The sequence below is a fragment of the Novosphingobium sp. BL-A-41-Hi4A-0G genome (assembly GCF_055521735.1).
In genome coordinates, this window is record NZ_CM145501.1 from 2,908,821 (window position 1) to 2,935,126 (window position 26,306).

23 protein-coding genes are annotated in these 26,306 nt (G+C 64.0%); 6 read left to right on the forward strand and 17 right to left on the reverse strand.

The features are described 5' to 3' along the window. Nucleotides 1-33 precede the first annotated feature (33 nt). Nucleotides 34-468, reverse strand: a complete 435-nt coding sequence (locus ACZ1JX_RS14075; protein ID WP_465124143.1) for a hypothetical protein — start codon at nucleotides 466-468, stop codon at nucleotides 34-36. 145 nt (nucleotides 469-613) lie between these two features. On the opposite strand from ACZ1JX_RS14075, the gene ACZ1JX_RS14080 reads away from it, so the two are divergent. Beyond that, complete coding sequence (locus ACZ1JX_RS14080) at nucleotides 614-1,081, forward strand: GNAT family N-acetyltransferase (RefSeq protein ID WP_465124144.1); 468 nt, start codon at nucleotides 614-616, stop codon at nucleotides 1,079-1,081. Nucleotides 1,082-1,132: 51 nt separating this feature from the next. Here the strand turns inward: ACZ1JX_RS14080 and ACZ1JX_RS14085 are convergent, their stop codons facing one another. Continuing rightward, nucleotides 1,133-2,065: an electron transfer flavoprotein subunit alpha/FixB family protein gene (locus tag ACZ1JX_RS14085; protein WP_465124145.1), complete on the reverse strand. Its 933-nt coding sequence runs from the start codon at nucleotides 2,063-2,065 to the stop codon at nucleotides 1,133-1,135. A gap of 1 nt (nucleotide 2,066) precedes the next feature. Further along, the gene (locus ACZ1JX_RS14090; protein ID WP_465124146.1) at nucleotides 2,067-2,819 is read right to left on the reverse strand and encodes an electron transfer flavoprotein subunit beta/FixA family protein; all 753 of its coding nucleotides are present in this window, start codon (nucleotides 2,817-2,819) and stop codon (nucleotides 2,067-2,069) included. Nucleotides 2,820-3,042: 223 nt separating this feature from the next. Between ACZ1JX_RS14090 and ACZ1JX_RS14095 the strand changes: the two genes are divergently transcribed. Continuing rightward, the gene (locus tag ACZ1JX_RS14095) at nucleotides 3,043-3,654 is read left to right on the forward strand and encodes a thioredoxin family protein (RefSeq protein WP_465124147.1); all 612 of its coding nucleotides are present in this window, start codon (nucleotides 3,043-3,045) and stop codon (nucleotides 3,652-3,654) included. A gap of 76 nt (nucleotides 3,655-3,730) precedes the next feature. Here the strand turns inward: ACZ1JX_RS14095 and ACZ1JX_RS14100 are convergent, their stop codons facing one another. The 3 genes from ACZ1JX_RS14100 to ACZ1JX_RS14110 form a co-directional block, all read right to left on the reverse strand. Continuing rightward, a complete protein-coding gene (locus ACZ1JX_RS14100) occupies nucleotides 3,731-6,118 on the reverse strand; it encodes a TonB-dependent receptor (RefSeq protein WP_465124148.1) in 2,388 nt (795 codons plus the stop codon). Nucleotides 6,119-6,507: 389 nt separating this feature from the next. Next, a complete protein-coding gene (locus ACZ1JX_RS14105) occupies nucleotides 6,508-7,563 on the reverse strand; it encodes a sugar phosphate isomerase/epimerase family protein (RefSeq protein ID WP_465124149.1) in 1,056 nt (351 codons plus the stop codon). 13 nt (nucleotides 7,564-7,576) lie between these two features. Then, on the reverse strand, nucleotides 7,577-8,686 hold the full coding sequence (locus ACZ1JX_RS14110; protein WP_465124150.1) for a Gfo/Idh/MocA family protein: 1,110 nt from the start codon (nucleotides 8,684-8,686) through the stop codon (nucleotides 7,577-7,579). Between the two features lie 204 nt (nucleotides 8,687-8,890). Here ACZ1JX_RS14110 and ACZ1JX_RS14115 point away from each other — a divergent pair, with 204 nt between their 5' ends. After that, nucleotides 8,891-9,541: a TetR/AcrR family transcriptional regulator gene (locus ACZ1JX_RS14115; protein ID WP_465124151.1), complete on the forward strand. Its 651-nt coding sequence runs from the start codon at nucleotides 8,891-8,893 to the stop codon at nucleotides 9,539-9,541. Between the two features lie 3 nt (nucleotides 9,542-9,544). Here ACZ1JX_RS14115 and galU read toward each other — a convergent pair whose 3' ends face one another. Beyond that, a complete protein-coding gene (galU, locus tag ACZ1JX_RS14120; protein ID WP_465124152.1) occupies nucleotides 9,545-10,432 on the reverse strand; it encodes a UTP--glucose-1-phosphate uridylyltransferase GalU in 888 nt (295 codons plus the stop codon). 136 nt (nucleotides 10,433-10,568) lie between these two features. On the opposite strand from galU, the gene murA reads away from it, so the two are divergent. Next, nucleotides 10,569-11,852 carry a UDP-N-acetylglucosamine 1-carboxyvinyltransferase gene (gene murA / locus ACZ1JX_RS14125; RefSeq protein ID WP_465124153.1) on the forward strand — a complete coding sequence of 428 codons (1,284 nt, stop codon included), beginning with the start codon at nucleotides 10,569-10,571 and terminating at the stop codon, nucleotides 11,850-11,852. Here the strand turns inward: murA and arfB are convergent. Genes arfB through pabB form a run of 4 tightly spaced genes read right to left on the reverse strand, consistent with a single transcriptional unit; the run spans nucleotide 11,849 to nucleotide 15,918 of the window. Beyond that, complete coding sequence (arfB, locus tag ACZ1JX_RS14130; RefSeq protein ID WP_465124154.1) at nucleotides 11,849-12,262, reverse strand: alternative ribosome rescue aminoacyl-tRNA hydrolase ArfB; 414 nt, start codon at nucleotides 12,260-12,262, stop codon at nucleotides 11,849-11,851. The two genes, murA and arfB, sit on opposite strands and share 4 nt — an antisense overlap. Before the next feature lies 1 nt (nucleotide 12,263). Beyond that, entirely contained in the window at nucleotides 12,264-12,974 is a 711-nt protein-coding gene (locus ACZ1JX_RS14135; protein WP_465126423.1) for an RluA family pseudouridine synthase, read from the reverse strand. After that, nucleotides 12,974-14,143 (reverse strand): pyridoxal phosphate-dependent aminotransferase, encoded by a 1,170-nt coding sequence (locus ACZ1JX_RS14140; RefSeq protein ID WP_465124155.1) that lies wholly within the window; start codon nucleotides 14,141-14,143, stop codon nucleotides 12,974-12,976. Before ACZ1JX_RS14140 ends, ACZ1JX_RS14135 begins: the two co-directional genes overlap by 1 nt. 5 nt (nucleotides 14,144-14,148) lie before the next feature. Continuing rightward, on the reverse strand, nucleotides 14,149-15,918 hold the full coding sequence (pabB, locus tag ACZ1JX_RS14145) for an aminodeoxychorismate synthase component I (protein WP_465124156.1): 1,770 nt from the start codon (nucleotides 15,916-15,918) through the stop codon (nucleotides 14,149-14,151). Nucleotides 15,919-16,022: 104 nt separating this feature from the next. On the opposite strand from pabB, the gene ACZ1JX_RS14150 reads away from it, so the two are divergent. Both ACZ1JX_RS14150 and ACZ1JX_RS14155 read left to right on the forward strand, forming a co-directional pair. Further along, nucleotides 16,023-17,597: a helicase HerA-like domain-containing protein gene (locus ACZ1JX_RS14150; protein ID WP_465124157.1), complete on the forward strand. Its 1,575-nt coding sequence runs from the start codon at nucleotides 16,023-16,025 to the stop codon at nucleotides 17,595-17,597. Between the two features lie 27 nt (nucleotides 17,598-17,624). Next, nucleotides 17,625-17,966, forward strand: a complete 342-nt coding sequence (locus tag ACZ1JX_RS14155; protein ID WP_465124158.1) for a hypothetical protein — start codon at nucleotides 17,625-17,627, stop codon at nucleotides 17,964-17,966. 291 nt (nucleotides 17,967-18,257) lie between these two features. Here ACZ1JX_RS14155 and ACZ1JX_RS14160 read toward each other — a convergent pair whose 3' ends face one another. The 6 genes from ACZ1JX_RS14160 to ACZ1JX_RS14185 all read right to left on the reverse strand — a co-directional run bounded on the left by ACZ1JX_RS14160 (nucleotide 18,258) and on the right by ACZ1JX_RS14185 (nucleotide 26,267). Next, on the reverse strand, nucleotides 18,258-20,927 hold the full coding sequence (locus tag ACZ1JX_RS14160) for a M1 family metallopeptidase (protein ID WP_465124159.1): 2,670 nt from the start codon (nucleotides 20,925-20,927) through the stop codon (nucleotides 18,258-18,260). Nucleotides 20,928-21,063: 136 nt separating this feature from the next. Further along, nucleotides 21,064-22,455: a sensor histidine kinase gene (locus ACZ1JX_RS14165; RefSeq protein ID WP_465124160.1), complete on the reverse strand. Its 1,392-nt coding sequence runs from the start codon at nucleotides 22,453-22,455 to the stop codon at nucleotides 21,064-21,066. 7 nt (nucleotides 22,456-22,462) lie between these two features. Then, the gene (locus ACZ1JX_RS14170) at nucleotides 22,463-23,200 is read right to left on the reverse strand and encodes a response regulator (RefSeq protein WP_465124161.1); all 738 of its coding nucleotides are present in this window, start codon (nucleotides 23,198-23,200) and stop codon (nucleotides 22,463-22,465) included. A 6-nt stretch (nucleotides 23,201-23,206) separates the two neighbouring features. After that, on the reverse strand, nucleotides 23,207-23,806 hold the full coding sequence (locus ACZ1JX_RS14175; RefSeq protein WP_465124162.1) for an EF-hand domain-containing protein: 600 nt from the start codon (nucleotides 23,804-23,806) through the stop codon (nucleotides 23,207-23,209). Nucleotides 23,807-24,035: 229 nt separating this feature from the next. Beyond that, the gene (locus ACZ1JX_RS14180; protein ID WP_465124163.1) at nucleotides 24,036-24,404 is read right to left on the reverse strand and encodes a VOC family protein; all 369 of its coding nucleotides are present in this window, start codon (nucleotides 24,402-24,404) and stop codon (nucleotides 24,036-24,038) included. A gap of 57 nt (nucleotides 24,405-24,461) precedes the next feature. Further along, nucleotides 24,462-26,267 carry an aminopeptidase P family protein gene (locus tag ACZ1JX_RS14185; RefSeq protein WP_465124164.1) on the reverse strand — a complete coding sequence of 602 codons (1,806 nt, stop codon included), beginning with the start codon at nucleotides 26,265-26,267 and terminating at the stop codon, nucleotides 24,462-24,464. Nucleotides 26,268-26,306: the final 39 nt, after the last annotated feature.

A 26,306-nucleotide genomic window follows, 5' to 3' on the forward strand; every position in this document is an offset into this window, starting at 1 on the left:
CCCCGGCACGAGGCCGGAGGCTCTCGCACCTTTTCAGTTACGCCATTTCCATGACCGCAGCAGCATGGACCCCATGACCTTGCGGTATTTGGCCCGCTCGCCCGAACTGGCCTGCATCTGGGCGGCGGTTGTCGCCATATAGGCGTTGTAGGCCTTTTCGCGCGCCTCTTCCTGCGCCGGATCGGCGAACTTGGCGAATCGGGTGATCAGGAAGAAGTCCGGCTCGCCCGGGCGCTTGTTCTCGTTGCTCTGGATCTCGTAGCCGGTGATCCAGCCCTGCTTCACGGCGAAGTCCTGGCCTTTCCGCCACATTCCGGCGAGGTGATTGGCATATTCGAGATCATGCCCGTCATCGACCGAGATCATTGAAACGGTGACATAATCTCCCGGCACGACAGGATATTCCTGTGCGGCAAGTGGCGTCGCAAAGCCGAGCGCGAGCGCCGGCAGGATCATCAGCTTTTTCATGACATTCTCCCCTGTACCGCTCGCGCCGATGATCGGCGGGAGCGCGTATGCCTGGGCGGGGCGACCCTTTCTCAGCTCGTCTCAAGCCTTGCGAGACTGCGCCCGTTCGTGCTCAGGAGTCAAACGTTCCCTATGGAGGCAGGGCATGGCCGAAATCACGATCATCGAGGACGATCTTTCCGGCGAGGCGATCCGCGGCCTCGTCGCGATCCATCTTGCTGGAATGCATGCCAATTCTCCCGCCTGCAAGGTTCACGCACTGCCCGTGGAGAAGCTGCGCGAGCCCGGCGTGACTTTCTACTCGGCATGGGTTGGCGAGGCGCTGGCAGGGATGGGCGCGATCCGCGAACTTGACGCGACGCATGGCGAGTTGAAGTCCATGCGCGTCGCAAGTGATTGGTTGGGAAAGAAAATCGGCGAAGCCCTGCTGCTTCACCTGATCGGCGTCGCGCGACAACGGGGATATCGCAGGGTCAGCCTCGAAACCGGACAGGGCCCTGCCTTCGAACCCGCGCTAGGCCTCTATCGCAAGCACGGCTTCGTCAACTGCGAAGCCTTCGCCGACTACGTGCTGGACGACTTCAGCCAGTGCCTGACGCTGGAACTTGATTAACCCATATGGAGTGTTTCCCCGGGGAAACACTCCAACATGGCATTGTGCGGATTACAGCTTCCCGGTGAGTTCCGGGACCAGCGTGAACAGGTCGCCGACGAGGCCGATGTCTGCGACCTGGAAGATCGGGGCGTCCTCGTCCTTGTTGATGGCGATGATGGTCTTGGAGTCCTTCATGCCAGCGAGGTGCTGGATCGCGCCCGAGATGCCGACCGCGATGTAGACTTCGGGCGCCACGATCTTGCCGGTCTGGCCGACCTGGTAGTCGTTGGGCACGTAGCCTGCGTCGACCGCGGCGCGTGATGCGCCGATGCCGGCGTTCAGCTTGTCGGCCAGCGGGGTGATGACCTGCTCGAAGGTTGCAGCGTCCTTCAGCGCGCGGCCGCCCGAGACGATGATCTTGGCGCTGGTCAGTTCCGGGCGCTCGCTCTTGGCGATCTCGGCGCTGACGAAAGTGCTGAGGCCGCTGTCGGCGGTGGCTGCGACGGCTTCGACGCTGGCAGAGCCGCCGGTGGGGGCCGCCTTCGCAAAGGCGGTGCCGCGCACGGTGATGACCAGCTTGGCATCGCTCGATTCGACCGTGGCGATGGCGTTGCCGGCGTAGATCGGACGGGTGAAGGTCCTGGGGCCCTCCACCGAGAGGATGTCCGAGATCTGCATCACGTCGAGCAGCGCGGCAACGCGCGGGGCGACGTTCTTGCCGGTGGTCGTGGCGGGCGCGACGAAGGCGTCGAAGTTCGCCATCAGGCCCGCGACGAGCGGGGCGACGTTTTCCGCCAGTGCGTTGGCAAGCGCGGCGTCATCGGCCTTGAGCACCTTGGCGACGCCTGCGATCTGCGCGGCGGCACTTGCGGCACCGTCGCAGTTGGCCCCTGCGACCAGCGCGGTCACTTCGCCCAACTGCGATGCGGCGGTCACCGCGGCAAGGGTGGCGTCCTTGACCGAGGCATTGTCGTGTTCGACGAGAACGAGAACATTGGCCATGTCAGGCTACTCCCATTTCCTTGAGCTTGGCGACCAGCGTGTCGACATCGGGCACCTTGATGCCGGCCGAGCGCACCGGCGGTTCGGAGACCTTGAGCGTCTTGAGGCGCGGGGCGATGTCCACGCCGTAGTCGGCGGGGGTCTTGTTCGCCAGCGGCTTGGACTTGGCCTTCATGATGTTGGGCAAGCTTGCATAGCGCGGCTCGTTCAGGCGCAGGTCGGTGGTGACGACCGCGGGCAGAGCGAGGCGAACGGTCTGCAGACCGCCGTCGATCTCGCGCTTGACGACGACCGCGTCGCCCTCGACCGCAACTTCGTTGGCGAACGTGCCCTGCGGACGGCCGAGCAGCGCGGCGACCATCTGGCCGACCTGATTGCTGTCATCGTCGATCGCCTGCTTGCCGGTGATGATCAGGGCGGGCTGCTCTTCATCGGCAATCCCCTTGATGATCTTGGCGACGGCCAGCGGCTCGACCTCGGTGCCGTCGTCAACCTGCACCAGCACCGCCCGGTCCGCGCCCATGGCCAGCGCCGTGCGCAACGTTTCTTGGCTCTTGGCAACGCCCACCGACACCGCCACGATCTCGGTCACCACGCCCTTTTCCTTCAGGCGAATGGCTTCCTCGACCGCGATCTCGTCGAACGGGTTCATGCTCATCTTCACGTTCGCAAGATCAACACCCGTGCCGTCCGCCTTCACTCGCGGCTTCACGTTGTAGTCAATCACCCGCTTCACGCAGACCAGGGCTTTCATGTCGCTTTGCTCCTGCGATAGTCATTGCCAGATGCATGCCGCACCTATCAGCCGCCGCGATGGCTTGGTTTGGCAGGCCTGTCCACGGTAAATTTGCAAAGGTGCAAAGCTGATCTTTGCAGTTTGGTCCTGTGGTGTGCGCCTGTGAGGTCCGCACAGTAGCGATGGATTTGCGCCGCAGCTTCCTGTAAAAGAATATACATTCTAATAATGGAGGCCGAGGATGCTGAGACTGTCGCGTCAACTGGACTATGGAAAGCCCGCGCCCGCATTCGCGCTGCCGGATGTGACAGGAACGATCCGTCGGCTCGAGGACTTTGCCGACAAACCCGCGCTGCTGGTGGCGTTCATCTGCAACCATTGCCCGTTCGTGCTGCACGTCCTCGACGGCTTCATCGACTTTGCGCGCGAGTACGAGGCGAAGGGGCTGCAAGTAGTGGCGATCTCGTCGAACTGGCCCGACGATTTTCCCGAAGACGACTATCCGCACATGCAGAAACTGGCCACGGAGAAGGCCTTTCCGTTCCCTTATCTGCATGACGAGTCACAGGACGTGGCGCTGGCGTATAACGCGATCTGCACGCCCGACTTCTTCCTCTACGACCAGAGCCGCCTGCTCTATTACGCAGGCCAGTTCGACGCGAGCCGGCCGAAGATCAACCGCCCGCCCGTGCCCGGCCTCCCGCCCTTGCGCACCGACCTTCCGGTTACCGGCGAGGACATGCGCCGCGCGGTGGATGCGCTTCTGGCAGGAGAGCCCGCACCGCAGCCGCAACACCCGAGCGCAGGGTGCAGCATCAAGTGGCGGCCGGGCAAGGACCCTTCGTGGGGCTGAGCCCACAGCGATGGCAGGCAACAAAAAAGGGGAGCGGCAAGCCGCTCCCCTTTCTCTTTTGCGACCCTGCGTGGACTTAGAAGTCTACTGCAAGGCGGACGCCGTAGGTGCGCGGCGCGCCGAACTGCCAGTTGAACACGTCGTCGAACGGTCCGGCAGAGATGAAGCTGCCGTAAGTCAGAGGACGTTCATTCTCGATGTTCTTGGCAAAGGCCGTGATCGAGAAGCGGCCATTCTCGGGCTTATATTCAAGGCTCAGATCGGTCTGAGTGAATGCCTTCTGCTGGCCGTCGCGATAGTTGTAGAAATCGGTGAAGTACGAGCTCTTGAAAGTGGTGTTGGCGCTTGCCCGCAGCGTACCCGATTCGCCGAAGTCGAACGTGTGATCGTAACCTGCAGTAATCACCCATTCAGGCGAGAACGGCGGACGATTGCCTGCAAAGTTCGGCTGCTGCACGCCGGGCGTTACGGGATCGAGATCGCCGATGCCATTGAGAGCACCGGTGGTGTCGAACACGTTGAACTGGGCAAGCAGCTCCTTGTACTCGGCGTTGAGGTAGTTCACCGAAGCATGGAACCGGTCGTTATCGCTCAATGCGAAGTCGGCCGAAGCCTCAAGACCCCAAATTCTGGCCTTGCCGGCGTTGAAGGTCTGGCCGCCAACCGCAGTGTCGAGAAGGACCGAGACCTGAAGGTCCTTGTAGTCGTAGTAGAAGCCACCGAGGTTGAACTGGTGCTGGCCGCGATCACCGAAGCTCTGCTTCCAGCCCAGTTCATAGGCCGTGTTGGATTCAGGCTTGTAATCGCCAACCGAGTCAAAGCCACCGCCCTTGAAGCCCGTTGATGCCTTCGCGAAGATCAGGGTGTCGCTGTTGGGCTTGTAATTCAGCCCTACGAGCCAGGTCACCTTGTCTTCGTTGATCGACAGCGGGAAGACGGTCTTGAAGCGGAGGTCTGCGAAGTTCCTGCGAGCAGGCTGGGCACCGAACAGCAACGGGTCGGGCGGGCCAGCACCGAACGGGCCCGCGTTACGGTAGAGTGCGTCACGCGAGTTTTCGGTATAGCGAAGGCCACCGACAGCGGTCAGCGTTTCGCCAAGCGGCACTTCGACCTGACCGAACGCAGACTTGCTTTCGCTCGTGATATCGCGGCCGAAGTAAGAAAGCGTGACGACGTTGGGACCGAAGGTCGTCGCGAAGCTGCTTTCCGAGTTCACGGTTTCCTTGAAGTAGAAGCCGCCGACCTGATACGTGATTCCGCCGGCAACGCCATTGAAACGAAGCTCGTGGCTCTGCGTGCTCGTCTGCTGATTCCAGCCGAACGAGCGGTAGTTGACGGGCAGCGTGATCACCTGACCTGGCGTGCCCTCGAACTTGCGATAGCCGCCAATGTAGCTGATCGTCAGCGCATCACTGACCTCATAGGCCAGACGGCCGCGCAGTGCGTAAGTGTCCTGCGACAGCTTGCCCAGACCGAAGGCCGGTGCGGCATACTCGCCACGATTGAAAGTGGAGAGGAAGTTCGTCTGGTTCGGGACGCACAGAACCTGGCCAAGTGCGGCGTATGCCGGAGCGACCTGCGAGAAGCCGGGAGCGCTGCTGCAGTTGTTGCCCGTCGGGCCGTTGCCGGGGGCGTTGAGATCCGCAGCAGCGAAGGCCTGCGGGGTGAATTCACGCTTCGCGTACTCGCCAGCGAAGTAAACGGTCAGCCCGTCAGTGGGCTCGAGCTGGATCGAAGCGCGACCACCGTAGGACTTGTTGTCGTCAGACCGGCCACCGGCAAAGGCCGGGAAGTTGAAACCGCGCAAGTTGAACGCACCCCGCGCGGGGTGCTTCACATAGCCGTCGTGCTCGTCATAGAAACCTGCAACGCGGATTCCACCTATGTCGCCCAGCGGCACAGTCACGCCGCCGTCGAGACGAACGGCGTTGTAATTGCCGTAGCTCGCCGAAGCATTGGCCGCGAATTCCTTGCCCGGCTTGCGGGTAATGAAGTTGATCGCACCGCCGGTCGAGTTGCGGCCGTAGAGCGTACCTTGCGGGCCGCGCAGCACTTCTACGCGGTCAAGATCGAACAGCGCGATGCTGAGCGCTTGCGGGCGGTTCATGTACTCGCCGTCGATGTTCACGACAACCGAAGTGTCCTGCGCTTCATCGTTCGAATTGGTGCCGACGCCGCGGACGGTGATCTTGATCGTGCCCTGATCCTGGTTGAGCTGGACGGCAGGTGCGATCTTGCCGATGTCGTTCATGTTCGAGAAGCCGGCCTGCTGCAGCTGCTCCGCAGAGACGACGTTGATGGCAATCGGAACGTCATTGACGTTCTGCGCGCGATTCTGCGCGGTCACGATGATGACGTTGGGATCGGCTTCTTCCGCAGCCCTTTCCTGCGCGTGCGCGGGCAAAGCAAAGGCCAGCGCGCAGGCGCTAGCCAACAGGGTGCGGGTGTAAAGTGTCTTGGGCATGGTCTTCGTTTCCTCCCCAGGTGGCGCCACGTTGGGCGTGCAGGTTCTCTACCAGATTAGAATTTTAAAAACTAGAACCTAAATTCTATTGATTGCGGGCCGGGCTCACTTGGCGACCGCCCGTGTCCAGGTTGCAACGATTGCGTGCGTTCTTGATGCATCCCGTGCATCAAGTAAAATCACAACTATTTCCAGTGCCATAGCCAGAGGCTTTGGATTCCCCGAAGCATTCCGTCATGATCCGGAAATGCTAGCGCCACCCAGCAGATACAGAAAGCAAATTGCTTTCATGGTTTTTGATCAATTTTGTTGATTGAACTTTGGGCCAACAAACAAGGGCGCCAATGGCAGTGCCACTAGCGCCCGTTAGTCTTGCCGGAAGGGAAGCTTCAGCCGATGCCCATCAGCCTTGCATTGAGCGCCCGGTCAGCACCGCCGGCCGCGAAGTCGTCAAACGCGTGCTCGGTCACCCTGATGATGTGACGGTCGATGAACGGGGCGCCTTCGGCCGCACCGACTTCAGGATGCTTGAGGGCGCATTCCCATTCGAGCACGGCCCAACCGGCATAGTCGTTTGCCGCCATCTTGCTGAAGATACCGGGGAAATCGACCTGCCCATCGCCGAGCGAGCGGAACCGGCCGGGGCGATCGACCCACGACTGGTAGCCGCCGTAAACACCCGAGCGACCATTGGGGCGGAACTCGGCATCCTTCACATGGAAGCACTTGATGCGCTCGTGATAGATGTCGATGAAAGTGAGATAGTCGAGCTGCTGCAGCACGAAGTGGCTGGGATCGTAGAGGATGTTGGCGCGCGGGTGATTGCCGACGCGCTCCAGGAACATCTCGAAGGTCACGCCGTCGTGGAGGTCCTCGCCGGGATGGATCTCGTAGGCGACATCGACGCCATTCTCGTCGAACACGTCGAGAATCGGCTTCCAGCGGCGGGCGAGTTCGTCGAAGGCATCTTCCACGAGGCCTGCCGGACGCGCGGGCCAAGGGTAGAAGTAGGGCCAGGCGAAGGCACCGGAGAACGATGCGTGCGCCGTGAGGCCGAAGTTGCTGCTGGCCTTGGCGGCGTACTTCAGCTGCTGCACCGCCCATGCCTGCCGGGCGGCGGGATTGCCGTGGACCGACTCGGGGGCAAAGCCATCAAACTGCGCATCGAAGGCCGGATGCACGGCCACGAGCTGGCCTTGCAGGTGGGTCGAGAGTTCGGTGATCTCCAGCCCCTTGTCGGCGAGCAGGCCCTTGAGCTCGTCGCAATAGGTCTGGCTGGTGGCGGCCTTTTCGAGATCGAACAGGCGTCCGTCCCAGCTGGGGATCTGGATGCCCTTGTAGCCGAGGCCTGCCACCCAGTCGGCGATCGTCTCGAGGCTGTTGAACGGGGCATTGTCGCCAGCGAACTGGGCAAGGAAGATGCCCGGGCCCTTGATGGTCTTCATTGCGCAATGCTCCTCAAAGCTTGACCCAGCCCGCGTTGTCGCGGCTGGCGGAAACGGCGGTGTCGATGAAGGTCATGCCGCGCACGCCCTCGGCAATGCCGGGGAGCAGCGGTGCGGCATCGCCGCGCACCAGCATGGCGAAATCGCGATAGAGATTGGCAAAGGCTTCAAGATAGCCTTCGGGATGGCCGCCCGGCGTGCGCGTGCGCGAGGTGGCGTCGCTGCCGAGCACGCCGGTGCCCGAGCGGACCAGCGTGCAGGTGCCATCGAGCCGGTTGATGGTGAGGGTGTTTGGCTCTTCCTGCTTCCAGGTGACGCCGCCCTTGTCGCCATAGGCGCGGATGCGCAGGCCATTGAGTTCGCCCACTTCGATCTGGCTGGCGAGAAGTACGCCGCGCGCCCCGTTTTCGAAGCGCAGCAGGATCGAGCAGTCATCGTCGAGCAGGCGGCCGGGAACAACTGCGCCCAGATCGGCAAGCAGTTCGGTCACGCGCAGGCCGGTGACGAATTCGGCAAGCTGGAAGGCATGGACGCCAATATCGCCGATGCATCCGCCCAATCCTGCCTTCGCAGGGTCCACGCGCCATTCGGCCTGCTTGCCGACCGCTTCGCCTGCGAGCCAGCCTTGTGGGTACTCGACGACGACCTTGCGCACTGTGCCGATCTCGCCAGCCGCGATCCGGGCACGCGCCTCGCGCACCAGGGGATAGCCGGAATACGTGTAAGTCACGCCAAACGGCTTGCCTGCTGCGGCGACGAGGCCTGCCAGTTCGTGCGCCTCGGCCAACGTTGCCGTGAGCGGCTTGTCGGTGATTACCGGCAGACCGGCGGCGAGGGCGGCGCGCGCCGACGGCAGGTGGTTGTGGTTTGGCGTGACGATCGAGACGAAGTCGATGCCGTCGGCACGGCTCTGCTCGGCAGCGAACATCGCGTCGAGCGAGGGATAGGCGCGGGCCGGATCGATGCGGTAACTTTCGCCTGCCGCTGCGCTGCGGGCGGCGTCGCTTGAGAAGACGCCGGCGACCAGTTCGATTTCGCGATCAAGCTCTGCAGCGAAACGATGCACGGGGCCGATGAACGCTCCGGGGCCTCCGCCGATCATTCCCATCCTCAAGCGTCGCATCCATCTCTCCCTGACGTGTCATCGGGCCAACCTGCCCGGACATCATTAGAAACTTCATTCTATTTTGTAATCTGGCCGGGTCAAGAGAGTGGATCATTTAGCCATCGCGTTCTACCGCAATTCGTGCAAAGTAAGACCCATGCATTCTAGTATTGATGTTTCAAGGATTGACGGCAGATAATGGCTCGAGGCGGCGAAACGCAGGTGGAAGAACCCGGACTCGCGGTGGAAACCGTCAGCCGCAAGCCCCAGCAGGGCCGCAGCAAGGCCTCGCTCGAGCGGATGCTTGTCGCTGCGCGCGAACTGATGCTGGAACGCGGCAGCGAGGATTTCACGCTGCAGGACGTGAACCAGCGCGGCAACGTCTCGATCGGCTCGATCTACCTGCGCTTCCAAAGCAAGGAGAACCTCGTCCGTGCCGTGATTGCACGCGCGCTGGAAGACCTTGCCCAGACCGAAGAGGCGATGGTGCAGGAAGTGCTTTCGCAATCGCCCACGCTTGACGAGTTCATGCCGCGCTATGTGGCAGGCTATGCCGAAGTGCTGCGCGTCAACGCGCCATTGCTGCGCCTCGCAATGGAGCGCGCCTCATTCGATCCGCTGGTATCAAAGCCCGGCAAGGACCACGCCCTGCGCGCCACCGAGCGCGGCATGCAGGCGATGCTGCAATACCGCGCCGACTTTGGCGGGAGCGATCACGAGACCAAGGCCAATTCGGCGTACAAGGTCGTCTTCGCCACGATGGCGCGGCAGCTGAGCCTCGGCTCCTCGGGCGAGGCGGCGCACGACTACGACTGGGAAGTGCTCAAGCGCGAACTTGGCCGGATGTGCCTCGCCTACCTGCGCGCACCCTGACTGTCAGGATTCAAGCAGCCGCTTCATGATCGCGCGGACTTCTTCCGCCATGTCCGGGCGTTCGAGTGCCAGAGACAGCGTCGCCTCGACAAAGCCGGTCTTGCTCCCGCAGTCGAAGCGGCGTCCGGCGAAGGTCACCGCGTGGAACGGCTGCAGGCCGATCATCCGCGCCATCGCATCGGTCAGCTGGATCTCGCCACCTGCACCCTTTTCCTGACTTTCCAGCGTGCGCATCACTTCAGGCTGAAGAATGTAGCGGCCGGAGATGATCAGGTTCGACGGGGCATCCTCGCGCCTGGGCTTCTCGACCAGTCCGGTAACTTCGGTCAGCGTATCGGATACACGCGCGCCCGGTGCGATCACGCCGTAGCTCGACACTTCCTCTTCCGGCACTTCGAGCACTGAGATGAGGTTGCCGCCGACTTCGTTGTAGGCATCGACCATCTGCTTCATGCAGCCGGGAGAGCCGACCATCATCTCGTCGGGCAGAAAGATGGCGAAGGGCTCATCGCCGACCACGGCCCGCGCGCACCAGATCGCATGGCCAAGACCCATCGGCACCTGCTGGCGCACGGTAACGAGGTTGCCCGGGAGAATGCGCGTGGCGTCAAGCACTTCGAGGTGCTTGCCGCGATCTTCCATCGTCCGTTCGAGTTCGTAGGCGGTGTCGAAATGCTCGACGATCGCCGTCTTCCCGCGACCGGTCACGAAGATGAGCTGCTCGATGCCGGCCTCGCGCGCTTCGTCGACCGCATACTGGATCAGCGGGCGGTCGATGATCGGCAACATTTCCTTGGGGATGGCCTTGGTGGCGGGAAGAAAGCGGGTGCCAAGCCCTGCAACCGGGAAAACGGCCTTGCGGATCGGCTTTTGTGCCACGTTCAAACTCATTTGCCTGCGGTATCCGTGATTTGTTGCACCCTCATGATGCACTGCACAATTACTTAGGTTGAATGTCAAGCACGTGGCACAACGTTAACGTATGCCCCAAGCTTGCACAGGCCCGCAAACCGGTTAAACGGCAGCGATGGACAAGATCATTATCCGCGGCGGCAAGCGCCTTTCGGGAACGGTACCGGTCTCCGGTGCAAAGAATTCGGCACTCACCCTGCTGCCATGCGCGCTGCTGACCGACGAGCCGGTGACACTGCGCAACCTGCCGCGCCTGGCTGACATCGACGGTTTCCAGCACCTGATGAACCAGTTCGGCGTCTCGACCTCGATCGCGGGCGCACGGCCGGAAGACTTCGGCCGCGTGATGACGCTGCAGGCCACGCGCCTGACCTCGTCGGTCGCGCCATACGATCTCGTGCGCAAGATGCGCGCCTCGATCCTCGTGCTCGGCCCGATGCTGGCGCGTGCGGGCGAGGCCACGGTTTCGCTCCCCGGCGGCTGCGCCATCGGCAATCGTCCGATCGATCTGCACCTGAAGGCGCTGGAAGCACTCGGTGCGCAGATCGAACTGGCAGCCGGTTACGTGCGCGCGATTGCGCCTGACGGCGGCCTTCCCGGCGGGCGCTATTCCTTCCCCGTCGTGTCCGTGGGCGCGACCGAGAATGCGCTGATGACCGCTGTGCTGTGCAAGGGCAAGTCCACCCTGCACAACGCTGCGCGCGAGCCGGAGATCGTCGATCTTTGCAACCTGCTCGTCGCCATGGGCGCGCAGATCGAAGGTATCGGCACGTCGGATCTGACGATCCATGGCGTCGACCGCCTGCACGGCGCGACCTACATGGTCATGCCTGACCGTATCGAGGCGGGCTCCTATGCCTGTGCCGCGGCGATCACCGGGGGCGAGGTCATGCTGCAGGGTGCGCGCATCGAGGAGATGGAAGCGACGGTGCAGGCGCTGCGCGATGCAGGCGTGCACGTGGAACCGCGCAAGGGTGGCATCTTCGTGGCGGCTGAAGGGCCGCTCAAGCCCGTGACGCTTTCGACCGCGCCCTACCCCGGCTTTGCCACCGACATGCAGGCGCAGCTGATGGCGATGCTGTGCCTTGCCAAGGGATCGTCGGTGCTGACCGAGACGATCTTCGAGAACCGCTACATGCACGTGCCCGAACTCAACCGCATGGGCGCGCGGATCGAGACCAAGGGCCGCACCGCCGTGGTCCATGGCGTTGAAAAGCTGACCGGCGCCGAAGTGATGGCGACCGACCTTCGCGCCTCGATGAGCCTGGTGATCGCCGGCCTTGCTGCCGAGGGCGAGACGCAGGTGCACCGCCTGTACCACCTCGACCGCGGCTATGAGCGTCTCGAAGAGAAGCTGTCATTGCTCGGCGCGGAAATCGAGCGGGTCGGCGGGGACTAATCCAGCCGCACCTTGCCGCGCCCTGCCTTTACCGCGCCTCTGATCTTCTTGCCTGCCAGCCGCTCGGTCTTGCCGACGCGGTTGAGGCGGGTCTTGGCGCGCTTTTGCGGCAGGTTGCAGGCCTCGCGCAGCAGTTCGGACAGGCGCTTCCTTGCGTCTTCGCGGTTCTGTTCCTGCGTGCGGTAGCTGCGCGCGGTCAGGACGATTTCGCCCTTGGCGGTCATCTTGCTGCCCGCAAGGGTCTTGAGGCGGTGGAAGATCTCCGGCGGCAGGCGCAGCATGAAGACGTCGAGCCGCAGCTGGACTGCCGTGGCCACCTTGTTGACGTTCTGACCGCCCGGCCCCGCCGATGCGATGAAGCTTTCTTCGACCAGCGTCAGCGCATGGGCGACGAGAGCATCGGGCGACATTTCAGGCCCCAGTGTCAGGTCGTTCGGCGGCAGGCTGATCGCCGTCTGTCTGTTCAGCCACTGGCAGTTCGAAAGCAAAGGCAGCGAAATCGAGCGGCATCGGCGAGTAGGCGTCAATCGGCTCCTTGCCTTCGCGCATGACCTTCAGTTCCGAAGCGTGGAGCATCGTGCGCCAGGCGACCTTGCCGTCACCATAGACCGGATCGCCGACGAGGGCATGGCCCAACCCGGCCAGCGCATGAATGCGGATCTGGTGGGTGCGGCCGGTCTCGGGGCGGAATTCCACCAGCGTCATGCCGGGCTTGCGCGACAGGACTTTCCAGTGGGTGACCGAAGGCTTGCCCTTCTTCGCCGGGATCATCCGCCAGCCCTTTTCGGCCGAGCTGATCTTCGAAAGCGCAAGGTCGATAGTGCCGCTCTCGCCCTGAACTTCACCGGCGACGATGCCGAGATAGACTTTCTCCACCTCGCGCGCCTCGAACGCGGCGGCAAAACGCTTGAGCGCCTTGGGATTGCGGGCGAGCAGCAGGCAGCCCGAGGTGTCCTGATCGAGACGGTGGACGGGATGCGGTTCGCGCTGGAAACCGAAGCGCAGGGCATCGAGGTGGTCCTCAAGGCACGGGCCGCCTGCGCGTGGACGGTCGAGCGGCAGGCCCGCAGGCTTGTCGATGACCAGGGCTTCGCCGTCTTCGAACAGGATGGAAAAATCGATCACGCTACGGCCTTTGCTATACGCCGGAGCGCTTCTTCGAGTTTGGATTCATCAGCGGCAAAGCTGATACGGAAGCCGTCCTTGCCGCCAAATGCGGAAGCCGGAACAACCGCCACGCCGCTTTCCAGCAGGTGCAGGCACAGCGCCTCGTCATCCCCGAAGCGCGCCATCAGCGGGGCGGCATCGACCATGCAGTAGAATGCGCCATCGGGGATCGGGGTGGAGAGGCCGGGGATCGCGTTGATCGCCGAGCAGACCATGTCACGCCGCGCGCGGAAGCGTTCGCGCCAGTCGAGCAGGAATTCCTGCGGGCCTTCAAAGGCGGCGACAGCGGCGGCCTGGGAGATCGAGGCGGGGTTGCCCGAGGAGTGCGACTGCAGCCGTCCCATCGCGCCGATCAGCCATGCCGGGCCTGCCGAGACGCCGATGCGGAAGCCGGTCATGGCGTGGCTCTTGGACACACCGGAAACGGTCAGGATTCGGTCGGCCAAGTCCGGGCATTCGACTGCGAGCGTGGCGTGGAGGCCTTCGCCAAAACGCAGCGGAGCGTAGATGTCATCGCTCATCACCAGCACGCGCGGGTGGCGGCGCAGGACTTCACCCAACGCGGGCAGTTCATCAGCCGGGTAGGTCGCGCCAGTCGGATTGCCGGGGCTGTTGAGCAGGAGCCAGCGGGTGGCGGGGGTAATGGCTGCTTCAAGCTGGGCGGACGTGATGCGGAAGCCGCCTGCAGCCGTGGTTGGCAGGTCCACCACTTCGGCGCCTGCAAAGCGCACGATTTCAGGGTAGCTGACCCACCATGGGCTCGGGATCAGCACCTCGTCACCAGGGTCCAGCGTGGCGAGCAGGGCATGGAAGATCGCCTGCTTGCCGCCCGCGCTGACGATCACCTGAGACGGCGGCACCGTGATGCCAAGATCGCGCTTGAAGTGCAGCGCGGCGGCCTCGCGCAAACGCTGCGTGCCGACGACAGCGGTGTATTTGGTATCGCCTGCGTCGAGCGCGTCCTTCGCGGCCTGCACCACGTGCGCAGGGGTGGCGAAGTCGGGTTCGCCCACCGAGAGCGAAATCACATCACGCCCTTCGGCGCGAAGCTGGATGGCGCGGTCGGTGATGGCGGTGGTGCGCGAAGGCGCGATCCGCGCGAGGGCTTTCGAAAGCTGGGTCATGGGGTTCAGGAGCCGAGCAGGCGCGCGGGGATGAGGCCGCGCAGGGCATTGCCGACGAGGAAGCCGCCCGCCAGATCTTCGAGTGTCAGGTCCGCCTCGACCGCGCGGCCCGCCTCGAGCAGCGAGCGGCGCAATACGCCCGGCAGCAAGCCGAGATCGGCGCGCGGGGTGAGCAGCTTGCCGTCGCGCTCGACGAACAGGTTGGTGAACGTGCCTTCGGTGAGCAAGCCATCATCGCGCAGGAACAACGCCTCGCCCGCGCCCGCCTGCTTCGCGGCGGCAAGGCCTGCTTCGTAGAAGCCACGGTCGGTGGTCTTGTGGCGCAGGCGCCAATCGCCGTCCGAAACCGGCAGTGGAAGGACGGCGCAGGTCAGGCTTTCCAGCGGTGCGGGCATGGCGCTGGCGTCCAGCGCGTGGGCGCCGCCCTTCGAGGCGACGAGACGCACTTTTGCGGGCGCTTCCAGATCGAAGCACAGCGCGTGGATGGCATTGCGCACGGCGTGGCGATCAAAGCTGAAGCCCAGCGCCAGCGCGCTCGCCTTCATCCGTTCAAGATGCAGTTCGAGCAGTTCGATGCCCTTGGCGGGATCGAAGGCCATCGTCTCGATCAGATCGGCGTGCCCGGCAGACAAGCGCAAGAAATTCCCCTTCACCACGCATTCGCGCCATTCGCCGATCATCTCGGAATCGGCAACCACCGCCGAGCCCACGCCCATCACGGCGCGGCCATCGGGCGACAGGCGTACGGTGCGGATTGCCACATTGAACGCGGCATCGCCAGAGGGGTCGATGCGTCCTATCGAGCCGCAATAAGCCCCGCGCGCATCACGCTCTGCCTGATGGATGATCTCCATCGCGCGGATCTTGGGCGCGCCGGTGATCGAGCCGCAGGGGAAGATCGCGCGGAGCAGGCTGCGGACGTCCTGGCCTGAATCCAACTCTGCCCTAACTGTCGTGACCATCTGGTGAACTGTGGGGTATGTCTCGATGGCAAACGGGGACTCGACGCGCACCGAACCGGGGCGCGAGACGCGCGAGAGGTCGTTGCGCATGAGGTCGACGATCATCAGGTTCTCGGCGCGGTCTTTCACGCTCGCGGAGAGGTCCGCCTTGAAGCGCGCGTCCTCTTCCGGCGTGGCGCCGCGCGGGGCCGTGCCCTTCATCGGGCGCACCCGTGCCTCCCCGCCAGAGAGCTTGAAGAACAGTTCGGGCGAGAACGAGAGGTGCCAATGCGCGCCGTCCCAGATCACGCCGCCGTACCCTGCGCGGGCATCGCGGCGGACATCGGCATAAATTGCCAGCGGATCGCCGTCCCACGTTCCGGCGAGCGGGAAAGTGAGGTTTGCCTGATAGATGTCGCCCGCGCGGATGGCTTCCTGTACGAGGTTGAAGGCGCGGGCATAGCCGCCGGAAGAGATCGCCGCGCCCATCGGGCCGAGTCTGCCGGAGCCTGTGGCGGTATTCGCCAGCCAGCGTTCGACCTCGGCGCTGGCCATGCGGGTGACCTTGCCGAACCTTGCAAACCACACCAGCGGTCCGGCTGCGCCGGTGCGTTCCGCCGCAAGCTTGGCAAGGCGGGGTTCGAGGGCGAGGCCTGCTTCATAGGCAAGGTAGCCTGCCCAGTGGCCCGGCGTCGCGGCGATCTGCGCAAGCGCCGCTTCCACTTCGTCTGCACGGCGCGCGACGACGAGTTCGAGCACGTCCTCATAGAGGCGCGCATCGCTGGCGCCTTGGTCGCGGGCATCGTCGAGCAGGATGAAGGGGGCGCGGGTCATGGCTTTCCGGCGCGCTCTAGCCGTTCCCCGCTCCGGATGCAAAAACCCCTCGCAAGGCCGCGTGGGCCGTCCTAGTCTTGGGCCAAATCGATGGGGTGCTGTGCATGGACGATATCTACCTTGGCCTTGGTTCCAACGGCGAACGGCAGGTGCTGCGCCTTGGCCGCGCCAACCGCCACGGGCTGATCGCGGGTGCGACCGGGACCGGCAAGACGGTGACGCTGCAGGGCATTGCCGAACAGTTCTCCGCGCGCGGCGTACCCGTGTTCATGGCCGACGTGAAAGGCGACCTTGCGGGCATCGCCATGCCGGGCAGCCCGACCTTCAAGCACGCCGCTTCGCTGGAATCGCGCGCCAAGGAACTGGGCATCGAGGACTATGCCTATTCCGACAATCCGGCGGTGTTCTGGGATCTTTATGGCGAGAGCGGCCACCCGATCCGCACCACGATTTCGGAGATGGGCCCGCTGCTGCTGTCACGGCTGATGGGCCTCAATGAAACGCAGGAAGGCGTGCTCAACATCGCGTTCCGCTATGCCGATGACAACGCGCTGCTGCTGATCGACCTGCCCGATCTGCAATCGGTGCTGATGGCCTGCGCCGAGAATGCCAGCGGGCTTTCGGGCAAGTACGGCAACGTCTCCAAGGCCAGCGTCGGCACGATCCAGCGGCAATTGCTGGCGTTCGAAAGCCAGGGCGCGGACCGCTTCTTCGGCGAACCGGCGTTCGAGGTGAACGATTTTCTGAAGGTGGACGATCAGGGCCGCGGCATGGTCAACGTGCTCGCCGCCGACAAGCTGATGCAGAGCCCCAAGCTCTATGCCACGTTCCTGCTGTGGCTGCTCTCCGAACTGTTTGAGGCGCTGCCTGAAGTGGGCGATCCGGAAAAGCCGTGCCTGGTGTTCTTCTTCGATGAAGCGCACCTGCTGTTCGAGGACGCGCCCGACGCGCTGATGGACAAGGTGGAGCAGGTGGTGCGCCTGATCCGATCCAAGGGCGTGGGCGTCTATTTCATCTCGCAGAACCCGATCGACATTCCGGAGAAGATCGCGGGCCAGCTGGGCAACCGCGTGCAGCACGCGCTGCGCGCCTTCACGCCGCGTGACCAGAAGGCGATCCGCGCGGCGGCCGAGACCTTCCGCATCAACAAGGATCTCGATGTCGAGACGGTCATCACCGAACTGAAAGTGGGCGAAGCGCTGGTCTCGACGCTGAACGAGGATGGCTCGCCCTCGGTCGTGCAGCGCACCCTGATCGCTCCGCCGCGCTCGCGCCTCGGGCCGCTCAGCCCAAAGGAACGCGCGGTGATCCAGTCGGTCAGCCCGTTCGATGGCAAGTACGATACGGCAGTGAACCGCGAATCCGCCGCCGAAGTGCTGGCACAGAAAGCTGCAGATGCAGCGGCGGCGGCGCAGCAGGTGGAGGAGCAGGGCGAAGAAGCGCAGCGCGCATCGCCGCGCCGGACCACGACGATGTGGGAGCGCGCAGGGAAAGCTGCGGCGGGCGCAGTTGCCTCATCCGCAGGCGCGGTGATCGCGGCCAGCATCACCGGCAAGAAATCGCGCGCGGCGCCGGTGGCTTCGGGTGTCACGGCGATGGTGGGCTCGATCGCCACCTCGATCGGCGGCGAAGCGCTGGGCCGCTTCGCGCGGGGGATTTTGGGTGGGTTGTTGCGGTAGGGCTTGGATTGCGTGGACAATTCCGTGTTGGCCGAGTTGGAAGCTATCCGCCACTTTGCGATGAAAGCAGACTCTCCGGACACGACGCCATTGCGGACATGGCACAATTGCGTCATTCCCTACAATATGATCCATTCACGCTTCGCTAGATGGTTTAATCGTGATGCCAGCTTTACTTTCAGGCTTATTGTTGGCTTTGTGAGCACTGCGTGGCTTGCGACACTGATTGACTGGATTTTTGACCTAGGCTGGGGTTGGGAAAGACGAAATCTGATTGCCGCACCGATAATTCTAGGTGTCGCGGTCTTTGTCCGTCTCTGGCATCACTTACTGAACAAGCTATTTGATCGACCTCCGCGAGAACCGTGAAGTCCGCTCCCCACCCCAAAGCAGTCAACATGCTCCCAGCATTGAGGACCCAAAACCCGTCGTCCCGGATTTGATCCGAGACTTGGCGGTTCTTCATCGGCGCTTGGTTGCGAGGAGAAGCCAAGCCCTCTTTCGAGCACGGGGCGACTGTTAGATTGTTTGGAAGTTGCCCGCACTGCCTCCCATTCGTCATTGCGAGCCGCCGAAGGCGGAGAAGCAATCCAGTGCGGTTCAAGCGACTCTGGATTGCTTCGTCGGCTTCGCCTCCTCGCAATGACGAGGGGTAGACCCTTATTTCCCCTTCGCGTTCTGCCAGTCGGTCAGGCCCTTGATGAACTGCGGGCGGGTGCGGGCCTTTTCGGTCAGCATTCCGATCACGCGGTCCACCGGGCGGGCGGCTTCGGCGGGGACCGTTGCCTTGAACGCCTTGAGCTTCTCGATCATCGCCGGATCGTTCGATTGCCCGCCAAGGCCGGCAATGAAGGTCACGCGGCTCTGCGCATCGACCAGCGATTCGATCTTGGCGCGGTTGGCCAGCGCAAAGTCGTAGGTTTCGTCAGAATGCAGGCCTGCCGAGGCGACGATCATTGCCGCGCTGGTAGTCTTGCCCGGCGCATCGGTCAGTGCAAGCTCACGCGCCGCCTTGGCGAGCGAGGCGTCGGCGGGGCGGCCCAGCAGGGTGTAGAGGAACTGGCGTTCCACCGCGCTGTTGCTGGCCGCAGCCATGGCCTTGATCGCGTCCCAGTCCGCCTTGGTGGCGTTGCGGGCGACGATGTTGAGCCAGGTCGTCTTGAGCGGGCCGTCCAAGGCCTTGGGGTTGCTGGCGAGCATGGCGAAGCGGCGGCGCGCTTCGGCCACGACGTCGGCATCGCCCATCGTGCCGAAGCCCGCGATCAGCGTCGAGCGCAGGTCGGCATCGCGCAGCGGCTCACCGGCCTTAGGCTCGAAGCCCAGCGCCATGAGGCGCGGCTTGTAGGTGCCGGCAACCTTGCCGTAGAGCTTCTTCTGCGCTGCCGGGTCCTTGTCGAGCACGCGCCACGCGCCGACGAAATCGCCGAACGCATTGCCGAGCACGACCGGGTTGGCATTGCCGGGGATCGCCGCCAGCAGATCGAACGCCGGACCATAGGGCTGGTAGCCGCTGGCCGAGAGCGCGAGGTTGTCGGCAATCAGGCCCATCTGGTCGACCGGCTGCAGGCTCGGCATGGCCTTCTTCAGCGAGCTGAGCATCTGCGGGGTGTAGAGCGAGCGGTAGTAGCCGAGCTGACCGGCATTGATCACGATCGGACCGCAGCCGTTCACGGTGACAGTGGCCTTCCCGCCATCGAGGATCGTGCGCACCGGCTCACCTGAACCTGCCGAGACGATCAGCGGCACCTTCCACTGCTGTGGCTTGGCGGCGACTTCTGCCTGACGGTCGACGCTGAACTCGCTCTGTTCGAGGTTCAGCGTGGCGACGCCCTTCTTGCAGGTCATGCCCGAAACCTTGACCAGCGGAATGCCGGGCTTGGTGGTGAAATCGGTGGCGATGGCGGTGAGGCCGGGCGCGCCAGCCTTTTCGATCGCCTGCCACAGGTCCTTCGAGCGGGTGTTGCCGAACTTGTGATCGCGCATGTAGGCGCGCAAACCATCACGCCACACCGTCTCGCCTGCGAAGGATTCGAGCATCGAGATAACCGCTTCGCCCTTCTGGTAGGTGATCGCGTCAAAGGCCTGGTTGGTCTCGTCGACGGTCTTGATCTCCTGCACGATCGGGTGCGTGGTCTTGAAGCCATCAAGCCCCATCGCCGCATCGCGCCCGTTGACGCGCTCGAGCAGCGGGAACCAGTCGGGGTGGAAGTGTGCGGTGGCCTTGGTTTCCATCCAGCTGGCAAAGCCTTCGTTCAGCCAGAGGTCTTCCCACCAAGCCATCGTCACGAGGTTGCCGAACCACTGGTGCGCCACTTCGTGGGCCTGCGTGGTGACGATGTTCTGGCGGGCTGCAGCGCTGGTGATGGCCGGATCGTTGAGCAGGATGCGCTCGAACGTGAGGATCGCGCCCCAGTTTTCCATCGCCGAGAAGAACTGCGACTGGCCGGGAGCGGCAACGTTGTCGAGCTTGGGCAGCGGATAGGGCTGGCCGAAGTAATCGGAGTAGTAGGGGATCAGCGGGGCCAGCTCGTCGAGCGCGAAGCGGGCCTGCTCGCTGCTCCCCTTGGGCGCGACGATACCGGCCTGGACGCCGGGCATCGCCTCCTTGCTCATGCGCTCCCAATCTCCGAGGCTGAAGAACAGGAGATAGGACGACATCTTCGGGCTGGTGCCGAATGTCACGCGCTTCATGCCACCGGCCAACGGTTCTTCCTTGGCCACCGGCATGTTGCTGATCGCCATTTGCGAGGCGGGGACGACGGCGGAAAGATCGAAGGTCGCCTTGTAGATCGGCTCGTCGAACATCGGGGCGAAACGGCGGGCATCGGGCGCTTCGAACTGCGTGAACAGGCCGCGCACGTCTTTGCCGGTGACCTTGTCAGGGTAATCGAGCGCGAAGAGGCCGTTGGCCTGCGTGTTGATGATCCCGGAATAGCTGGTGTCGAGGCGGTACTTGCCGGGCTTGAGCGGAGCGGCGGCGGTGAAGGTCGCTGTCTGGCTCTTCTCGTCCATCGTCACGGTGACTGGCATCGCGGTGCCGCCTTCGGGCGTGAGCGTGGCGGTGGCAATCTTGAGGTCTAGCGCGTGGAGCGTAAGGGCCGGGGCCGCTTCGGTGACTTCAAGATCGACCGACGAGGTGCCGGTGAAGGTCAGCGCCTTGGCATCGGGCGTGATCGCGATGGTGTAGTGCGAGGGATGCGCGACGCGGGGCAGATCGGTGTGGACGCCAGCGGCAGCGGAAGGATTGAGCGGCGCCTGCTGGGCAATGGCTGACGGGGCGGCAATGGCAATCGAAAGCGCAAGTGCCGAAACAAATGAAATGGTACGCATGCCGACTGTGACTCCCCGGCGCAATGAAGATTGGTTGCACTAGCAACCGGTCGTCGCTCGCGCGACTCCTTTCGACGAACGGCATTGCCTCGCCGACCAATGTCGGTTGACTAATGCCCTTGGAATGAGTGCTCGCTTAACCGAGCGGGAGCCGCAAGGTGGCCTCAAGGCCGGTGATCTGGCCATCGCCACCGCGCCGGTTGGCCAGCGTCAGCGTGCCGCCGTGCTGGTCGGCAATGGCTCGGGCGAGCGTGAGACCGAGTCCGGTCCCGCCGGTGCCGCTGTTGCGCGAGGCATCGAGCCGGGTGAACGGCTCCATCATACGGGCGATCTCGTGCTCGGGAATGCCGGGGCCATCGTCTTCGATGCGCAGAACGGCGGTGCGACCTTCCTTGGCAAGTGTGACGCGTGCCCGTTCGCCATAGCGCAAGGCGTTGGAGACAAGGTTGCGCAAGGCGCGGCGCATCCACGTGGCGCGAACCGGCAGGACGACGCGGTCGGTATCGCCCAGTTCCACGGGCTCGCCCATGTCCTCGAACTCCCCGATGACGTCGGCGACGAGTGCGGAAAGTTCGGTTGGCTCCACAGGGTCCGACGGGCGACCGACGCGGGCGAGCGAGAGGATGTCGTCGAGCGAGCGGTTGATGTCCTCGATCGTTGCGGCCATGCGACCACGCTCGACATCGTCCTCGACCGCCTCAATGCGGACGCGCAGGGCGGCGAGCGGCGTTTTCAGGTCATGCCCGATCGCGCCGAGCATCACGTCCTTTTCATCGAGCATCGCGGCAATGCGCGCTTCCATCGCATTGTGCGCGACGATCAGACCCTGGATGTCTTCGGGCCCGTCTGGCTGAAGCTGGCCATCGAGCGCGCGGTTGCCGGCAAAATCCTCCACGCGGCGGGTGAGCGCCTTGAGCGGCCGCGCCATGCGGCGCAGGATCAGCGCCATCGCGCCGACCAGCACGAAATAGAGCACAATGGTCTGGCCGACCAACGGGGCCAGCACGCGCAACTCGCCGCCTTCGGAAAAGACGCGGGTCGAGAGCCATTGCCCGGATGACTGGCGCACCGAGGCAATGACCAGGCGTGGCATCGGCTCTCGGGAGATGGCGGCCAGTTCGCGGCGGTGTCGCTGCATGAATTGCAGGCTGGGCCGGTCAGTGAGCGGATTGCGCTCGAAGACGACCACTTCGGCTGCATCGAAGCCTTGCGCGGCCAGGACTTCGGCCAGTTCACGTTCAACGCGCGGCAGACGGGCTTCGCCTGTGCGTTGGGGCAGAGTCTGGGTACGTTCGAGCCGGAACGGCGGGGGCACGCGATCTTCATCGTCGCGATGCCTGCGCCTGGTTTCAGACATCGGGCCCAGCAGGCGGAAAGCAGCCGAGCTGACCATGCCGGATTCGCGCCGATGGCTCTGCTCCTTCCAGATCAGCACAGCCGAGATCGTCTGCGCAACCAGCAGCGCCAGCGCGATGGCGAGGAGGACCTGACCCTGAAGGCTGCGCGGCCAGAGGCGGAGCGTTCTCACTTTGGGGTCATGCTTCTTCAGGCATGGGCGCACGCTTGCGCACTTCGGCGGCGAGCATGTAGCCCCCGCCCCACACCGTCTGGATCAGCTGCGGATTGCGGCTGTCGACCTCGACCTTGCGGCGCAGGCGCGAGATCTGGTTGTCGACCGCGCGATCGAACAGGTGCGCCTCGCGGCCCTGCACCATGTCGAGCAGGCGATCACGATCGAGCACCTGCCGGGGATGGTCGAGGAAGGCCAGGAGCAGGCGGAATTCGGCCGACGAAATGGCCACGTTGGCGCCTTCGCGGTCGATCAGGCGGCGCTTCAATGGATCGAGGCGCCAGCCTTCGAACTCGTAGATCACCGCGTCGGACACTTCGCTCGACTGCTTGGTGGCGCGGCGCAGGACCGAGCGGATGCGAGCGACCAGTTCGCGCGGGTCGAAGGGCTTTACCACGTAGTCGTCGGCACCGATTTCCAACCCGACGATTCGATCGGTCGATTCGCCCTTGGCGGTGATGAAGATGACCGGCAGGCGCTTGGCCTCGACCAGATGGCGGCAGAGCGACAAGCCGTCCTCGCCCGGCATCATGATGTCGAGCAGGACGAGGTCGCAGCCTGCCTCCAACAGGCGGCTGCGGGCTTCGGCAGCGGTGGCGGCCTGGGTCACGACAAACCCCTGCCGGACGAGGTAGTCCGCCAGGGGTTCGCGCAGCGCAGGTTCGTCATCGACCAGGAGCAGTCGGATCGGCGCTTCGTTCATCGTGGATCAGTTTGCCGGAGGGGGCGGCGGAGGTCCATCACCCATCGCGCCATGCCCTGTGTGCGGGCCCTTCATCTTGCCCATCATCGCTTTCATTGCAGCGCGACGCTCTTCAGGCGTGATCTTGCCGTCCTTGTTGGCGTCGGCCATGTCGAAGTGCGCCTTCACGCCAGCGTCGAACTCGGCGCGGGTGACGGTGCCATCCTTGTTGGCATCGGCCATCATCGCCATGTGGCCGCCCATCATTCCGCCGTGGCCGCGGCCGCCGTGTCGACCCTTGCGGTCACCGTCGGGGCCTTCATGACCTTTCATCTGCTGGTGATGCGCGATGAATTCGTCGCGGCTGATCGAGCCGTTCTTGTCGGTGTCGATCTCGGCGAACTTCTCTGCCCACTTGGCGCTGCGATCAGCCTGATCGAGCTTGCCGTCCTTGTTGACATCGAGCTTGGCCCACATCTGGTCGGACTTGGCCTTGGCTTCGGTCCAGGTAATGGTCTTGTCGCCATCGGCGTCCATCTTCTGTGCGAAGGCGGGCGTTGCGGCATAGAGCGCCAGCGAGGCCGTTGCCGTCACAGCGGCGAGCGCTGCAATCTGGAATTTCTTCATCGTGGTGCTCCGTAAGCAGGAGAGAGGGAGGAGACTGCGGCCACCGGCACTTCGGCAAGGAGAGGGGGAGGGAAGACCTTGCCCAGGGGGGACTGAACACCGGCGACCGCAGTTCCTATGACACCTATCTAGGCGCACCTTGTCGCGGGACTATGCCGCGCAGGCAGGTTTATTGTCGCAATTTGTCGCGTGAGGCGGCCTGCGTTCATCCCGACGCAAACCCGCGCCATCAGCCCATCACGAAAGCGTTGAGCTTGTTGCCATCGGGATCGCGGAAATAGGCGGCGTAGAATCCGCCACCGCGCAGGCCCGGCGCGCCTTCATCGCTGCCGCCGTTAGCAAGCGCGATCGCGTGGAGCCGGTCCACCTGCTCATTGTCCTTCGCCTCGAGCGCGACCATCACGCCATTGCCGACGGTTGCGGGCTGACCATCGAACGGAGCCATCGCGCCGATGCCGGCCCCGCCGCCCGGAGCGCCCCATGCGATGCCGGTCTCGAACTCCATCATCCGACCGACGCCCATTTCCGCAGCGATGGCGTCATAGAACTTGGCCGCGCGGGCGAGATCGTTGGTTCCGACGGTGACGTATCCGATCATGGCACTGCTCCTTGTCTGCGATTCGATGTAGAGAACAATACGTGAACATAGACTCTCTCACAAGGGCGAGCAGGCAGCCTCAAGCCATGCCAGATCGTCGCCGGACAGTTGCGGCGCGAGGACTTCGCGGACCTTTGCGTGATAGGCATCGAGCCAAGCGCGCTCCTCGCCCGAGAGCAGCGCCACGTCGATGAGATCGCGCGCGATGGGGGCGAATGTGAGCGTTTCAAAGCCGTAGAATTCGCCTTCAGCCCCGGCGATGTCGCGCTGTTCCACCAGCACGAGGTTTTCGATGCGGATGCCGTATTCGCCGGTCTTGTAATAGCCCGGCTCGTTCGAGAGGATCATCCCCGGCATGAGCGGCTGGCCGGTGCCCGCCTGCCCGCCACTGGCCTTGGCGATACGCTGCGGGCCTTCGTGGACGGCAAGGAAGCTGCCGACGCCGTGGCCGGTGCCGTGCGCGTAGTCGAGGCCCGCCGCCCACAGGAACTGGCGGGCGAAACTATCGAGCTGGCTGCCTGCGGTGCCCTTGGGGAACACGGCGCGCGCCAAGGCGATGTGGCCCTTGAGCACGCGGGTGAAGCGGTCCTTGACCTCTGCATGGGGGGCATCGGGGCCGACCCAGACCGTGCGGGTGATGTCGGTGGTGCCATCGACGTACTGCCCGCCCGAATCGACCAGATAGACGCTGTTGGGTTCGAGCGTGCGGCTGGTTTCCTCGCTGACGCGGTAGTGCACGACAGCCCCGTTCGGCCCCGCGCCCGAGATCGTGTCGAACGACAGATCCTTGAGCAGCCCGCCCTCGGCGCGGAAGGCCTGAAGGCGATCAGCGGCAGACAGTTCGGTGACGCTGCCCTTGGGTGCTTCGACCTCGACCCAGCGCAGGAAGCGGGCGATGGCGGCACCATCGCGCGCCTGCGCGGCGCGATGACCGGCTTGCTCGGCGGCGTTCTTGATCGCCTTGGGCAGGACGACCGGGTCGATGACTTCAACGACTTGCGCGCCTGCGCCTTCGAGCGCCTGAAATATTGCGGCAACGGCGCGTTCGGGATCTGCGGCAACCTTCTTGCCTCTGAGCGCCTGAAGCGCGGGCACGAAAGCCTCGCGCGGCTGGACGCGCACGGCGTTGCCGAGATGTGCGGTAAGGTCTGGCGTCACCTTCTCGGGTGCGATGAACAGGTCTGCCGTGCCATCGGCATTTGCGATCACGAACGACAACGCAACCGGCGTGCGGTCCACGTCGGCGCCGCGGATATTGAGCAGCCATGCGACGGAATCGAGCGCGGTGATGACGGCGGCGTCCAGCCCTTGCGAGGTGAGCCATTCGGCAACTTCCGCACGCTTCTCGGTCGCGGACTTGCCTGCGTGTTCGGTCGCGTGAGGGACAGCCACGGCGAGTGAAGGCGCGGGCTGGTCCTGCCATACCGCGTCAACCGGATTGCTGGCCACGGCCACCAGCGTTGCGCCACGGGCTTCCAGCGCCTTTGCCACGCCTTGTGCCCAGCCCTTTGCATGGAGCCAGGCATCGTAGCCGATCCGCGCGCCTTGCGGGGCGTGGCTGCCAAGCCATTCGGCCACGCTGGTCTGCGGCACAGACTGGTACGACCACAGCTTGCCGTCCACCTGATCGCGCACCTGCAGGGTATAGCGCCCGTCGACGAAGATCGCGGCTTCATTGGCCAGCACAACTGCCGTGCCTGCCGAACCGCCAAAGCCGGTGAGCCATTCCAGCCGCTGGGCATAGGCGCCGACATATTCGCTCATGTGCTCGTCGGAAATGGGGATGACGAAGCCGTCGAGGCCGTCCTTGGCCAGCTGCTTGCGCAAGGCGTCAAGACGGGCTTCATGTGTCTGCATCAGCATGGGATAAGTCCTGAATGAAGGCGGCCCGCCTTGCGGGCA